Here is a 14,676-nt window from a genome sequence, read left to right as displayed (position 1 = left end):
TGGCCTGCGGTGATGCCGCAACTGCGCGGAGCGGGGCCAATCCCGACTCCCCAATCCCCAATCCCCAATCCCGAAGTGAGCGCCCCCGTGCTCACTCCACCACGTTCTTCGCCTCGCAGGTGGCCAGCAGCTCCGGGTGCTGCACCGGACGCGTGCGGGTCAGCAGCGGATGCAGGAACACCGCGCCCAGGATCACCGCCACGCCGAGGTAGAACAGCCCGGTGAGCTGGCGCTGCTCGTCCAGCAGCACGATCGCGAACACGATCGCGTAGACCGGTTCCAGGTTGGTGACCAGTTGCACCGCGTAGGCGCTGAGCCGGCGCAATGCGACCAGGGCCAGGGCGAACGGCAGCAGCGTGCACAGCAGCGCCAGCGCCAGCAGCAGCGCGGTGTCGTGCAGGCTGGGCAGCACCAGCAAGGGCCCGCTCAACGCCGGCAGCACGAACGGCAGCAACGGCGCCAGCGCGGTCAGGGTCAGGGTGCCGGCGCCCAGTTCCAGCGCGGTCACGGTCAGCGGATCGGCATGGTCGACCAGGCGCTTGTTGAGCGAGCCGAAGGCCGCCACCAGCAGCGCCGACACCGCGCCGACGGCGACACCGGCGCGCATCCCGTGCGGTACCCCGCCGACCACCAGGGCCACGCCAGGCAGCACCGCCAGGCCGAAGGCCAGTTCGCTGGGGCGGAACGGCCGTTTCGCCACCCAGGGTTCGATCACCGCGGTGAACACCGGCGCCAGCGCGATGCAGGTCGCTGCGACCGAGGCGTTGGCCAGCTTGATCGCGCCGTAGAACGTGAGCCAGTGCAGGCCGACCAGGGCGCCGACGATGGCATAGCCCAGCGCCAGTTTCGGCGTCAGCGCCGCCAGTCCGCGCCACACCCGCGGCAGCAGCGCCAGCGCGGCCACCACCATCAGCATCCGCCACCACACCAGCGGCAGCGCGGGCAGGGTGATCAGCTTGCCGAGAATCGCGGTGATTCCCCACAGCAGGACGCAGAAATGGATTTGCAGCTGGGCTTTGGTGGTGGGGTGCATCGGCATCCGCGTATTGTCGCGCAAAGCGCGCCGCCACGGTCGCGGATCGCCACACGGGTCAGGCGTCTGGCACCGGCGGCGACGCGTTCCGCGCCATCCTGCGCGCATAGGCGGCGGTGAGCGGCGGCACCAGCAGCGCCGTCACCACCACCGAGGTCGCCACCAGTGCGGTCGCGGCCGGCGCGGTGGCCCGGAACTGCGGCGCCACCGCCGCCACCAGCGCGGGCGTGGCCACCGCCGCGCCGGCGGTGCTGGAGGCGGCGAGGCCGGCGCTGCCGTTGCCGCCGGCCAGCCAGCGATCGGCCAGCAGCAGCGGGATCCCGGTCGCCACCATCACCAGCAGGCCCAGCGCGACCCCGGCCACGCCGGCATGGGCGACCATGCGCAGGTCCAGGGTATTGCCCAGGGCGAAGGCGAAGAACGGGATCAGCGCCGGCACCGCACGCGCGAACAGGGCGCGCAGCGCCGGGTCCAGATTGCCGAGCGCGAAACCGGCCAGCAGCGGCAGCACCGCGCCGAGCAGCAGCCGCGGCTCGAAGTTGGCGACGCCGGCGGTGCCGAGGATCAGCATGGTCACCAGCGGCCCGGATTCCAGCGACATCAGCGCCATCGCGCCGGCCTCGCCGCGGCGGCCGTACTGCTGCATGAGCGCGGCGAACAGGCCGGCATTGGTCATGTCCATCGCCGCGACCAGTGCCAGCACCGACATGCCGCTCCAGATGCCGGAGACGATGCCGCCCGGCGGCAGCAGTCGCGCGGCGATCACCGCGGTCAGCCACGCCACCGCGATCTTGGTCAGCACCAGCACGCCGGAGGCGCGCAACACGCGGCCGCCGCTGCGCAGCCGGATCGAGGCGCCCAGGCAGAAGCACCACACCGCCAGGATCGGCACCAGCCCGCCGATCAGGCCTTCGGTGAAGGAGCCGAACCAGGCGCCGGCCTGCGGCCACACGGTGTGGCAGAGCGCGCCGAGCAGCAGCGGCGCCAGCATCATGCCGCCGGGAAGACGTTCGAGCGTGTGCTTGATCCGCATCGAGGGACTCCGCGTGTGCAGGCGCGGCCCGCGGCCGCGGCCCGGCGACGGCGCCGGACGGGCGGTGTTGTACCCCAGCGCGGCGACCGCCAGGTGTCGCCGGGTGCGCGCGCTCGGGGTCCGGTTCAGCCGTCTTGCGACCGCGGCGGCGACGGTCGCGCTTGCGCCGTGCCGGGCGTCGCGTACGCGTGGTCGAGCGCGTCACGCCTGTGCGGCGGACCCCAGCATCTTCAGCAGGGCCATCGCCGCGGCGGGATTACGCTCCTTGGCGGCGCTGATGAAGTAGACGAAGACCTCGCGCGGCGTGGTCTTGGCCACGGCCGTATCGGCGTGCGGCAGCGCCTGCGGATCCTCGCCGCGGCGCCAGGCTTGCGCGTGCGCGGCCCAGGCCTGCAGTTCCTTGGGCGGGTAGCCATGGGCGAGGTCGGCGCGACTGCGCATCAGCCGCGCATAGACGAAGTCGGCGCCCAGGTCGGCGAAGGAGGGGAACTCGGGCGAATCGGTGAACACCGTGGCCACGCCGTGCCGGCGCGTCAGGTGCAGCAGTTCCGGTCCGACGCAGGCCGGATCGCGCACTTCCAGCACGTGGCGCAGACGGCGTCCGTCGGTCCTGCGCGGCAGCAGGTCCAGGAACGCGGCCAGGTCGTCCAGGTCCAGGCGGTGGCCGTGCTCGAACTGCCACAGCAGCGGGCCGAGGCGGTCGCCGAGGCTGGCGATGCCGCCGACGAAATCCTCGATCTGCGTGCCGGCGCCGGCCAGCCGCCGCAATGCGGTGATGCGCTTGGGCGCCTTGGCCGAGAACAGGAAGCCCGGCGGCGTCTCGTCGCGCCAGCGCGCATAGGTCTCCGGCTTCTGCGCGCCGTAGTAGGTGCCGTTGATCTCGATGCTGGTGACGTGGCGGCTGGCGTATTCCAGCTCGCGGCGCTGCACCAGGCCCTGCGGATAGAACATGCCGCCGCGCCATGGTGCGTAGGTCCAGCCGCCGATGCCGATACGGATGCCGTCCGGCGCGGCCGGGGCGGAGTCGAAGAGGTCGTTCATGCGGGCGTGTCCGGCGGCAGGCGGGGAGCGATTGTGCCGCAGCGTGGCGTTGCGGGGTGTGGTCGTGGGAGCCGGCCACCTTGCGGGGTCGCTCGGTGCTGCGCGGCCGCCGCCTGTGCGGCAGGTCGAGGCCTGCGTGATCGCGTGCAGGCATATGCCTGGGGACGGGAGATGTTGCGGAACCGCACTGGCCGCCGCTCGCGAGGTGGACGTCGGCGGCGGTGTCAGCGCCCACCTGTAAGACATCAAGCCCCGCGCGGTGCCGCCGCCCGCCGTGGCGTCGCCGCAAACGGCCCGGCAGGCTCTACACTCGCCGGGACGCGCGCGCCAGTGTGCGGCCTTGGTTTCCCTTCTTCAGGAGCGACGCAGTTGAAGAGCATCTCGATGGGCTGCGGCCTGTTGCTGGCGATGAGCGCCACCGTGCAGGCGCAGACGCCTGTCCCCGCCGCGGCCCCCGCACCGGCCCCGGCCGCATTGCCGCCCGGGCTGCAGGATCTGGACGCGCAGGTGGAGCGCGTGCGCAAGCAGTTCGAGGTGCCCGGCATCGCCATCGCCATCGTCAAGGACGGGCAGGTGGTGCTGGAGCGCGGCTACGGCGTGCGCGAACTCGGCAAGCCGGAACCGGTGGACGCGCAGACCCTGTTCGCCATCGCCTCCAATACCAAGGCCTTCACCTCCGCCGCGCTGTCGATCCTGGCCGACGAAGGCAAGCTCAAGCTCGAGGACCGGGTGGTGGACCACCTGCCGTGGTTCCAGATGTCCGACGCCTACGTCACCCGCGAAATGCGCGTGCGCGACCTGCTCAGCCATCGCAGCGGCCTGAGTCTGGGGGCGGGCGACCTGCTGTTCTGGCCGGCCACCAGTTACAGCAACGAAGAGGTGGTGCGGCGCCTGGCGCATGTGCCGCTGAAGGGCGGTTTCCGCGACCGCTACGCCTACGACAACATCCTGTACGCGGTGGCGCAGAAGCTGATCGAGCAGGTGTCCGGGCAGAGCTACGCCGAGTTCGTGCGCCAGCGCATCTTCGTGCCGGTGGGCATGACCGGCGCGCGCATCAACAGCGACCACCTGCAGCCCGGCGACGAGGCCGCGGTCGGCCACGCCAAGTTCGACTTCCGCGAGCTGCGCACGGTGGCGCCGCTGACCTGGTCCAACAATTCCGGTGCCGGCGGCATCTACGCCAACGTGCACGACATGGCCAAGTGGATGCAGGTGCAGCTCGACAGCGGGCGCCTGCCGGCGGCCGATGGCCAGGCGCGGCAGTTGTTCAGTGCGCAGCGCCAGCAGGAGATGTGGCAGATGATCACGCCGATCGCGATCTCCGAGCCGAGCGTGCCGGAACTGCTGCCGGCCAGGCCCAATTTCGCCGGTTACGGCGAGGGCTGGAGCCTGAGCGACTACCGCGGCGCCAAGCTGGTCTGGCACACCGGCGGCTGGCCGGGCATGGTCTCGCGGCTGACCCTGGTGCCGGAGCGCAAGCTGGGCGTGATCGTGCTGACCAACCAGGAAGTCGGCGCCGCCTTCAACGCGATCACCCTGCGCGTGCTGGACGCCTACCTGGGCGCGCCGGCGACGGACTGGACCGCCGCCTACGCCAAGGCCGTGGCCAAGGCCGACGCCAATGCCGACGAGGACTGGGCCAAGCACGTCGCGGCGCGCGACGCCAAGTCCACCCCGTCGCTGCCGCTGTCCGGCTACGCCGGCACCTACCGCGACCCGTGGTACGGCGATGTGGTGGTACGCCAGCAGGGCAAGCGCCTGGAACTGCAGTTCAGCAAGACCGCGCAGCTGGTCGGCACCCTGGAGCACTGGCAGCACGACACCTTCATCGTGCGCTGGCGCGACCGCTCGCTCAATGCCGATGCCTTCATCAATTTCGCGCTCACGCCCGACGGCAAGGTACGCGAGGCGCGCATGCAGGCGATCTCGCCGCTGACCGATTTCAGTTTCGATTTCCAGGATCTGGTGCTGACGCCGGCGGAGTGACTGCTGGGAATCGGGAATGGGGAATGGGGAATGGTAGGAGCGGCTTCAGCCGCGACCGGGCTTCCTCGGTGAAGCCCGTCGCGGCTGAAGCCGCTCCTGCGAGGGGGAACGATGGAGGAGCCACTGTCGCGAATCCCCAATCCCAAATCCCCAATCCCGGCGCTACCGCGTCGCGACTGAAGCCGCTCCTGCAAGGGAAAGCGATGCGCACGGGCAGCCGCTTTTACGATTCCCCATTCTCCACTCCCCATTCCCAGCGTCACGAAGCGTGACGCCAGATACGCTACCCTGACGCCCCTTTTCAGGCGTGACGTGGCGATGTTCCGCTGGTTCGAGTCCCTGATCGAGGTCTTCCCGAAGATCGAGACGCAGATGCCGCCGCGTGGGGTGGTGCGCTTCTATCTGCACTATCTGCGCCCGCTGTGGCCGTTGCTGCTGGCCACGCTGCTGGCCGGTCTCGCGTTGGCGCTGGTGGAAGTGGCGATGTTCGACTTCCTCGGCCGCATCGTCGACATGGTCGCCGAGCAGCCGGGGCCGGACTTCTTCCAGCGCCATGCCGGCGAGCTGCTGTGGATGGCGTTCGTCGTGCTGCTGGCGCGGCCGCTGTTCGTGGCCCTGCACAACCTGCTGGTGAACCAGGCCATCGTGCCCGGCCTGAGCAACCGCGCGCGCTGGCTGATGCACAACTACGTGGTGCGGCAGAGCCTGGGCTTCTTCCAGAACGACTTCGCCGGGCGCATCGCCAACCGGGTCATGCAGACCGGCACCTCGCTGCGCGAGTCGGCGGTGCAGATGGTCGATGCGCTCTGGTACATCGTGGTCTACACCGGCAGCGCGCTGTACTTGTTCGCCCAGGCCGATCCCTGGCTGATGGCGCCGCTGCTGGTGTGGGTGCTGGCCTACGTGGCGCTGATGGTCTACTTCGTGCCGCGGATGAAGCAGCGCGCCTGGATCGCCTCGGACGCGCGCTCCAAGGCGATGGGCCGCATCGTCGACGGCTACACCAACATCGCCACGCTCAAGCTGTTCTCGCATGCCGGGCGCGAGCAGGCCTACGTGCGCGAGGCGATCGACGAGCTGGCGGTCAAGCACCGCGGGCAGACCCGCATGACCACCGCGATGGACAGCGCCATCGCCATCATCAACGGCTTCCTGATCGCGGTGACCTGCGGGCTGGCGCTGTGGCTGTGGAGCCGCGGACAGATCAGCGTGGGCGCGATCACCCTGGCCACCGGCCTGGTGATCCGCATCCACAACATGTCCGGCTGGATCATGTGGACGGTCAACGGCATCTTCGAGGACATCGGTGCGGTGCAGGACGGCATGGAGACCATCGCGCAGCCGGCGCAGGTGCAGGATCGCGCCGACGCGGTGCCGCTGCGCGTGGAGCGCGGCGAGGTCCGCTTCGAGCACATCCACTTCCATTACGGCAAGCGCGGCGGGGTCATCGCCGGGCTCGACCTGCAGGTGCGCGCGGGCGAGAAGATCGGCCTGGTCGGGCCGTCCGGCGCCGGCAAGTCGACCCTGGTCAACGTGCTGCTGCGGCTGTACGACCTGGAGCAGGGCCGCATCCTGATCGACGGCCAGGACATCGCCGGCGTCACCCAGGAGAGCCTGCGCCAGCAGATCGGCCTGGTCACCCAGGACACCTCGCTGCTGCACCGCTCGATCCGCGACAACCTGCTGTACGGCCGCCCCGACGCCAGCGAGGCGCAGCTGCGCGCGGCGGTGGCCAAGGCGCGCGCCGACGAGTTCATCGAGCAGTTGCAGGACGGCGAGGGCCAGCGCGGCTACGACGCGCAGGTCGGCGAGCGCGGGGTCAAGCTGTCCGGCGGCCAGCGCCAGCGCATCGCCATCGCCCGCGTGCTGCTCAAGGACGCGCCGATCCTGATCCTGGACGAGGCCACCTCGGCGCTGGATTCGGAAGTGGAGGCGGCGATCCAGGACAGCCTGGACGAACTGATGGCCGGCAAGACGGTGATCGCGATCGCCCACCGGCTCTCCACCATCGCGCGGATGGACCGCCTGGTGGTGATGGACCGCGGCGCCATCGTCGAGACCGGCAGCCATGCAGAACTCGTTGCCCGCGGCGGGCTGTACGCGCGGCTGTGGGCGCGCCAGACCGGCGGCTTCGTCGCGGCGGACTGACGCGGCTCGCCATCCAGGATGGCCGGCGACGGCGCGACATCGGTGTCGTGCCGCCAGGGCGGGGCGGCGCCGGGTACGCGCCGCGGCATGGTCCTGGGCGGGGCCCGCGCGTGCATGCCCGACGCGCATCCGACCAGCCGACCGTGGTGTTCCCTGGGCGGCGCACCGCCAGGCGGTTCGGCGCCAACGGCCCGGCAATGCGACAATGCCCGGCTTACCGAGATTCGCCAGACCATGTCCCGATTGCAGTTCCAGCTCCACACCACCGACGGCGCCGCGCGCCGCGGCCGCCTGACCTTCCCGCGCGGGACGGTCGAGACCCCCGCGTTCATGCCGGTGGGCACCTACGGCTCGGTCAAGGGTGTGCTGCCCGAGCAGATCAAGGCGCTGGGCGCGCAGATCATCCTCGGCAACACCTTCCACCTGTACCTGCGCCCGGGCCTGGACGTGATTGGCGATCACGGCGGCCTGCACGGCTTCGCCCGCTGGGACGGGCCGATCCTGACCGATTCCGGCGGCTTCCAGGTGTTCTCGCTGGCGCACCGACGCAAGATCAGCGAGCAGGGCGTCACCTTCGCCTCGCCGACCGACGGCGCCAAGGTGTTCCTGGGGCCGGAGGAGAGCATGAAGATCCAGCGGGTGCTCGATTCGGACATCGTGATGATCTTCGACGAGTGCACCCCGTACCCGGCCACCGAGGACGTGGCGCGGCGCTCGATGGAACTGAGCCTGCGCTGGGCGCAGCGCTCGCGCGACGCGCACGACGCGCTGGGCAACGATGCGGCGCTGTTCGGCATCGTCCAGGGCGGCGTGCATGCGGACCTGCGCAGCCGCTCGATCGAGGGCCTGCAGGCGATCGGCTTCGACGGCTACGCGATCGGCGGCCTGGCGGTGGGCGAGCCGGAGCACGAGCGCAACGCTATGCTCGAGCACCTGCATCCGCGCCTGCCGGGCGACCGCCCGCGCTACCTGATGGGCGTGGGACGCCCGGAGGACCTGGTCGAGGGGGTGGCCCGCGGCGTGGACATGTTCGACTGCGTGATGCCGACCCGCAACGCCCGCAACGGCCACTATTTCACCTCCTTCGGCACGGTGCGCATCCGCAACGCCAAGTACGAGCGCGACCTCGATCCGATCGAGCCGGGCTGCGGCTGCCATGCCTGCAGCAGCGGCTACACCCGCGCCTACCTGCGCCACCTGGACCGCTGCAACGAGATGCTGGCGCCGATGCTGGGCACCCTGCACAACCTCTGGTACTACCAGAAGCTGATGGCCGACATGCGCGCGGCGATCGCCGCGGGAACCTTTGCCCAGTTCCGGCGGTCCTTCTATGCGGCGCGCGGGATGGAAGCCACGCCACTCCCAACGGAGCACGGATAAGCCCCTCTCCCCCCGGGAGAGGGGTTGGGGTGAGGGTTCGGGCGCAGCCTCGTGTTGTTAGGGAGGGGTCGGGGGTGAGGGTCCGGGCGAAGCCTCGTGCCGTTTGGGAGGGGTTGAGCCGAGGGTCCGGCCACCGCCGAACCCTGTTCCTCTCCCGGATCCAACCGCAAGGACCCCGTACGCCAGATCGGCATCGCCCGTCGGTGCCGGCCCCTTCCCGCTGCGCATGGCGCCGTTCCTGTGCCGCAAGGGCAGGGCAGCGGTTCCGGAGGGTGAAGGAAGATCGTGGCATAATCGGCGGCTGCTTGCTGCCGCAAGGCAAACCAGCGGTCCGTGCCCCAGGGCGTCGGGCTGCCCAAACCATAGGACGTACCCGATGAATCCGCTCGATTTCCTGATTCCCGTCGCCCAGGCGCAGACCGCTGGCGGCGCCGCCCCGGCCGGTGGTGGCCTGCAGATGTTCCTGCTGCCCATCATCCTGATCGCGGTGATGTATTTCGTGATGATCCGGCCGCAGATGAAGCGCCAGAAGGAACACAAGTCGATGCTGGACAAGCTCGGCCGCGGCGACGAGGTCATCACCTCCGGCGGCGTGGCCGGCGTGGTCACCGACATCGGCGACAACTTCATCACCATCGAAGTGGCCGACAACGTGCGCATCCGCGTGCAGAAGGGCGCCGTCGGCAATGTCCTGCCGAAGGGCACGCTGAAGTCCGCCTGATCCATTTCTCCTACTGCTAGGCGCGACGCCGGCGTGGCGTCGTGCGGGGTCCCGCAATGCTCGAGTTTCCGCGCTGGAAGTATGTCCTCATCCTGATCGTGCTGGCGTTGAGCGCGTTGTACGCGCTGCCCAACGTGTACCAGAAGGATCCGTCGGTCCAGATCACCGCCAGCCGCGGCGGCAAGATCGACGACGCCCTGCGCGAGCGGGTCCTCGCCGACCTGAAGACGGCCGGGATCACCCCGAAGCTGGTCGACAAGGAAGGCGACAGCCTGATGGTGCGCCTGCCGAACCTGCAGGCGCAGACCCGTGCCAACGACGTGCTGCGCCAGCAGGTGGGCGAGAACTACACGGTGGCGCTGAACCTGGCCTCGACCGTGCCGGACTGGCTGTCGCGCCTGGGCGGCAAGCCGATGGTGCTGGGCCTGGACCTGGTCGGCGGCGTGCACTTCGCCCTGCAGGTCGACCAGAAGGCGGCGCTGGAAAAGCGCCTGGACGCCTTCGCCGAGGACATCCGCACCACCTTGCGCGACAACCGTCTGGCCTACCGCTCGGTCGAGCGCCGTCCCGACAACAGCATCCAGGTCAGCCTGGGCGAGGGCGTCGATGCCAGCGCCGCGCGCGCGGCCATCGCCAAGGCGCAGCCGACCCTGAGCTACGCGGTGTCCGGGCAGACCATCGCCGTGACCGTACCCGAGGCCGAGCTGAAGCAGATCGCCGCCGGCGCCATCGAGCAGAACCTGACCACCCTGCGCAACCGCGTCAACCAGCTGGGCGTGGCCGAGCCGATCATCCAGCGCCAGGGCGACGACCGCATCGTGGTCGAGCTGCCGGGCGTGCAGGACACCGCCGAGGCCAAGCGCATGATCGGCGCCACCGCCACGCTGGAATTCCGCGGCGTGGTCGACGGCAACGCCGAGGACGCGGTGCGCAGCGGCAACATCCCGCCCGACGCCAAGGTCTACCGCCTGCGCGACAGCGGCGCCCCGGTGCTGCTGAGCAAGCGCGTGCTGGTGTCCGGCGACCAGATGGTCAACGCCACCGTCAGCACCGACCAGAACGGCATGCCGGCCGTGGCGGTCACGCTCAACAACGCCGCCGGCCAGCGCATGTTCGACTACACCAGCGCCAATACCGGCAAGCTGATGTCGGTGGTCTACATCGAGCGCATCCCCACCGTGACCATGGTCGACGGCAAGGAAGTGCGCAGCGTGCGCGTCAACGAGGAGGCGCTGGCGCCGACCCGGATCGCCGGCGTGTTCGGCAAGAACTTCCAGACCACCGGCCTGGAGAAGACCGAGGCCGAGAACCTGGCCAAGCTGCTGCGTGCCGGTTCGCTGGCCGCGCCGATGGACTTCGTCGAGGAATACGTGATCGGCCCGAGCCTGGGCGCGGAGAACGTCGAGCGCGGCATCACCGCGGTGGTCTACGCGTTCCTGTTCACCCTGGTGTTCTTCAGCGTGTACTACCGCATGTTCGGCCTGATCACCTCGGTCGCGCTGCTGATGAACCTGCTGATCGTGGTCTCGGTGATGTCGCTGTTCGGCGCCACCATGACCCTGCCGGGCTTCGCCGGTCTGGCGCTGTCGGTGGGCCTGTCGGTGGACGCCAACGTGCTGATCAACGAGCGGATCCGCGAAGAACTGCGGCTGGGCGTACCGCCCAAGTCGGCGATCGCGGCCGGTTACGAGAAGGCCGGCGGCACCATCCTCGACGCCAACCTCACCGGCCTGATCGTCGGCGTGGCGCTGTACGCGTTCGGTACCGGCCCGCTGAAGGGCTTCGCGCTGACCATGATCATCGGCATCTTCGCCTCGATGTTCACCGCGATCACCGTGTCGCGCGCGCTGGCGGTGCTGATCTACGGCCGTCGCAAGAAGATCAAGTCCGTGGCCATCTGAGCCACGCACGCCACCTTCCGCACGTCCCCGCGCCGACAGGCGCGGGGTCCAAAAAAACGCAGAGCGGTCTCCAATGAAAATTTTCCCGCTTCACCTGATCCCCAACGACACCAAGATCGACTTCATGCGCTGGCGGCACCCGACCCTGGTGCTGATGCTGGTGCTGGCGCTGGCCTCGTTCGCGGTGATCTTCGCCAAGGGCTTCAACTACGCGCTGGAGTTCACCGGCGGCGCGCTGGTGCAGACCAGTTTCCAGAAGCCGGTCGACGTGGACCAGGTGCGCGAACAGCTGGCCAAGGCCGGCTTCGAGAATGCGCAGGTGCAGAACGTCGGCAGCGGCAACGAGGTGGTGATCCGCCTGCAGCCGCAGGGCGAGCACAACAACGAGGACATCACCAAGAACCTCGCCGAGCAGGTGCGCAAGGCGGTGAGCACGCCGCAGAACCCGGCCACGGTCAAGCCGGGCGAGTTCGTCGGCCCGCAGGTCGGCAAGGACCTGGCCTTGAACGGCGTCTACGCCACGGTGTTCATGCTGGTCGGCTTCCTGATCTACATCGCCTTCCGCTTCGAGTGGAAGTTCGCGGTGGTGGCCAGCCTGACCGCGCTGTTCGACCTGTTGGTGACGGTGGCCTACGTGTCGGTCACCGGCCGTGAGTTCGACCTGACCGTGCTGGCCGGCCTGCTGTCGGTGATGGGCTTTGCGATCAACGACATCATCGTGGTGTTCGACCGCGTGCGCGAGAACTTCCGCAGCCTGCGCGTGGAGCCGATCGAGGTGCTGAACCGCTCGATCAACCAGACCTTGTCGCGTACGGTGATCACCGCGGTGATGTTCTTCCTGTCGGCGCTTGCGCTGTACCTGTACGGCGGCGAGTCGATGGAAGGCCTGGCGCTGACCCACATGATCGGTGCGGTGGTGGTGGTGGTGTCCTCGGTGATCGTGGCGGTGCCGCTGCTGTCGATCGGGCCGTTCCAGGTCACCAAGCAGGACCTGCTGCCGAAGTCGAAGGACGTCGAGGCGCTGGCGCGCAGGCCCTGATGGGGCCGGGAGTGGGGATCCGGGTTTGGAGATTCGTGAAAGCGTGACGTCCTGGGCCTGAAGCACTCCCTCCTGCGAACAAAAAAGCCGCGCGGATGCGCGGCTTTTTCTTTGTGCGGACGCTGGGGGCGTCGGGTGGGTGCAGCGCGACGTCGGCCGGGTTGCCGTGCGTGGGATGGGACCGTCAATGACGGTCCCATCCCCTCCGTGGCGTGCCTGTCGCGCAGGGCGTCCGCGCTACGTCGCGTTGGCGGTGGCGCGGGCCACCAGTTGCGCCACCATCGGATAGGTCTCGCTGCGCACCTGGAACTGGCCGACGATCTCCACCAGGTCGCCGGCCTGCTGCTCCATCGCGCGTGCCGCGGCAGTGGCTTCCTCGACCAGGGCGGCGTTCTGTTGGGTGGTCTCGTCCATCTGGGTGACGGTGTGGTTGACCTGCTCGATGCCGGCCGACTGCTCCTGCGAGGCGGCGGCGATCTCGCCCATGATGTCGGTCACGCGCTGCACCGAGGCCACGATGTCCTGCATCGTCGTGCCGGCCTGGGCGACCAGCGCCGAACCTGCGTTCACGCGCTCGACCGAGTCGTCGATCAGCGTCTTGATCTCCTTGGCCGCGCTGGCCGAGCGCTGGGCGAGGGTGCGGACCTCGCTGGCGACCACGGCGAAACCGCGGCCCTGCTCGCCGGCGCGTGCCGCTTCCACCGCGGCATTGAGTGCCAGGATATTGGTCTGGAAGGCGATGCCGTCGATCACGCCGATGATGTCGGCGATCTTCTTCGAGGCCGCCTCGATGCCGTCCATGGTGGTGACGACCTGTCCGACCACCGTGCCGCCCTGCGAGGCCACGGAGGCCGCGCCGGCGGCCAGCTGGTTGGCCTGGCGCGCATGCTCGGCGTTCTGCTTCACCGTGGCGGTCAGTTCCTCCATCGATGCGGCGGTTTCCTCCAGGCTGGCGGCCTGCTGCTCGGTGCGGCGCGACAGGTCGTCGTTGCCGCTGGCGATCTCGCCCGCGGCGGTGTCGATGCTGGCCGCGGCCTGCTGGATGCGGCCGACCATGTCGGTCAGTTGCGCGACGGTGGCGTTGGCGTCGTCGCGCATCCGCGCGAACACGCCGTGGAACTCGCCCTGCATGGTCTGGGTCAGGTCGCCGGCGGCGATCGCGCGCAACAGCTGCGACAGCGCCGCCAGATTGGTCTCGGTGCCCGTCATCATCGTGTTGAGGTTGGCGACCATGCCGCGGAAGGCGTGACGGAAACGCTGATCATTGCCGCGGCGGGAGAAGTCGCCCTGCGCGGCGGCGCGCACCAGCAGGTCGATCTCGTCGTTGATCGCGCCGAGATTGCGCTTCACCTTGGCCATGGTCTCGGTCAGGATCGCCTTCTCGCCCGGGAACTGCTCCAGGTCGCGGCTCAGATCGCCTTCGGCATACTCGCCCATCAGCGCGATCAGCTGCTGCTTGACCGAGATATGGCTGTGCACCAGGGCATTGGTGTCGCGGACCATGCGCCCGTAGTCGCCCGGGAAGCGTGTCTCGTCCATGCGGAAGCTGATCCGGCCGGCGTCATGCTGCTTGGCCATCTCGGTCTGCGCCTGGATCACCGTGCGCAGTTCCTCCTGCATCTGCCGCATGTCGTTGAGCAGCGACGGCGCCTGGGTGCGCAGGAGTACGTCCTGCGACAGGTCGCCGCTGGCGATGCGGCGCACCACGTCGGCTGCGTAGGCGGGCTCGCCGCCGAGCTGGCGCATCAGGCTGTTGCGGACCAGCAGGCCGAGCAGGATGGCGGCGACGATACCGATCAGCATCCCGCCGAGGCTGGTCCATTCGCCCGACTGCGCGCGCGCCTCGCTCTCGGCCTTGCGCACCTGCAGCAGGGCGCGCTCGGCGTTCTCGTACTGACCGATCGTGTCGCGCAACCCGTCCATCTGCTGCTTGCCGACGCTCCGGAACGCGTCCAGCTGGGCGTCGTCGCTGTCGGCCGCGGTGGTGCGCATGTGCTCCACCGCCTTGCGCTTGGTCGCCATGAACTGCGTGTAGTCCTGCATCAGGGTCTGCAGGCGCGCCTGCTGCGCCGCGTTGTCCGCGGTCAGTTCCTTGGACTCCTGCCACTGTGCGCTGAACTCGCGTTCGCCGAGTTCGAGTGGCGCCAGGTAGGACGGATCGCGGGTCAGGGCGAAGCCGCGCGCGCCGCTCTCGATGTTGAGCAGGCTCACCAGCATGCGGTCGCCGAGGGTGATGACCTTGTAGGTGTGCGCGTCCAGCGCTGCCGCGCTGGTGAACTTGCGGAAGCCGATCAGGCTGGTGATGCCGACCAGCAACAACATGGCGATCACGCCGCAGAAGCCGATTGCCAGGCGCTTGGTGACGGTGAGATGATGGAAGGACACGCGAGATCT

The 14,676-nt window shown here is 69.3% G+C and carries 10 protein-coding genes; 6 read left to right on the top strand and 4 right to left on the bottom strand.

What is annotated here, in order from left to right:
* Positions 1-91: 91 nt before the first annotated feature.
* The 3 genes from SLW56_RS00385 to SLW56_RS00375 all read right to left on the bottom strand — a co-directional run bounded on the left by SLW56_RS00385 (position 92) and on the right by SLW56_RS00375 (position 3,107).
* Positions 92-1,039: a DMT family transporter gene (locus SLW56_RS00385; protein ID WP_148829689.1), complete on the bottom strand. Its 948-nt coding sequence runs from the start codon at positions 1,037-1,039 to the stop codon at positions 92-94.
* A gap of 52 nt (positions 1,040-1,091) precedes the next feature.
* Entirely contained in the window at positions 1,092-2,066 is a 975-nt protein-coding gene (locus SLW56_RS00380; RefSeq protein ID WP_267084750.1) for a 2-keto-3-deoxygluconate permease, read from the bottom strand.
* Between the two features lie 201 nt (positions 2,067-2,267).
* Positions 2,268-3,107, bottom strand: coding sequence for a DUF72 domain-containing protein (locus SLW56_RS00375; protein WP_267093886.1), 840 nt, complete (start codon positions 3,105-3,107; stop codon positions 2,268-2,270).
* 369 nt (positions 3,108-3,476) lie between these two features.
* On the opposite strand from SLW56_RS00375, the gene SLW56_RS00370 reads away from it, so the two are divergent.
* The 6 genes from SLW56_RS00370 (at position 3,477) to secF (ending at position 12,282) form a co-directional block, all read left to right on the top strand.
* On the top strand, positions 3,477-5,093 hold the full coding sequence (locus SLW56_RS00370; protein WP_320694185.1) for a serine hydrolase: 1,617 nt from the start codon (positions 3,477-3,479) through the stop codon (positions 5,091-5,093).
* Between the two features lie 318 nt (positions 5,094-5,411).
* The gene (locus tag SLW56_RS00365; RefSeq protein WP_267084747.1) at positions 5,412-7,241 is read left to right on the top strand and encodes an ABC transporter ATP-binding protein; all 1,830 of its coding nucleotides are present in this window, start codon (positions 5,412-5,414) and stop codon (positions 7,239-7,241) included.
* Positions 7,242-7,475: 234 nt separating this feature from the next.
* Positions 7,476-8,621, top strand: a complete 1,146-nt coding sequence (gene tgt / locus SLW56_RS00360) for a tRNA guanosine(34) transglycosylase Tgt (RefSeq protein WP_026144018.1) — start codon at positions 7,476-7,478, stop codon at positions 8,619-8,621.
* A 376-nt stretch (positions 8,622-8,997) separates the two neighbouring features.
* Positions 8,998-9,342, top strand: coding sequence for a preprotein translocase subunit YajC (gene yajC / locus SLW56_RS00355; RefSeq protein WP_017910689.1), 345 nt, complete (start codon positions 8,998-9,000; stop codon positions 9,340-9,342).
* A 56-nt stretch (positions 9,343-9,398) separates the two neighbouring features.
* Positions 9,399-11,243, top strand: a complete 1,845-nt coding sequence (secD, locus tag SLW56_RS00350) for a protein translocase subunit SecD (protein ID WP_152237865.1) — start codon at positions 9,399-9,401, stop codon at positions 11,241-11,243.
* A 73-nt stretch (positions 11,244-11,316) separates the two neighbouring features.
* Positions 11,317-12,282 (top strand): protein translocase subunit SecF, encoded by a 966-nt coding sequence (gene secF / locus SLW56_RS00345; protein ID WP_017910687.1) that lies wholly within the window; start codon positions 11,317-11,319, stop codon positions 12,280-12,282.
* Between the two features lie 237 nt (positions 12,283-12,519).
* Here secF and SLW56_RS00340 read toward each other — a convergent pair whose 3' ends face one another.
* Positions 12,520-14,667 carry a methyl-accepting chemotaxis protein gene (locus SLW56_RS00340; protein ID WP_267084745.1) on the bottom strand — a complete coding sequence of 716 codons (2,148 nt, stop codon included), beginning with the start codon at positions 14,665-14,667 and terminating at the stop codon, positions 12,520-12,522.
* Between the last annotated feature and the right edge of the window lie 9 nt (positions 14,668-14,676).

Source organism: Xanthomonas sp. LF07-6 (assembly GCF_034105445.1).
GTDB classification, from domain to species: Bacteria; Pseudomonadota; Gammaproteobacteria; order Xanthomonadales; family Xanthomonadaceae; genus Xanthomonas_A; species Xanthomonas_A sontii.
This window is presented reverse-complemented; position numbering and strand designations above follow the sequence as displayed.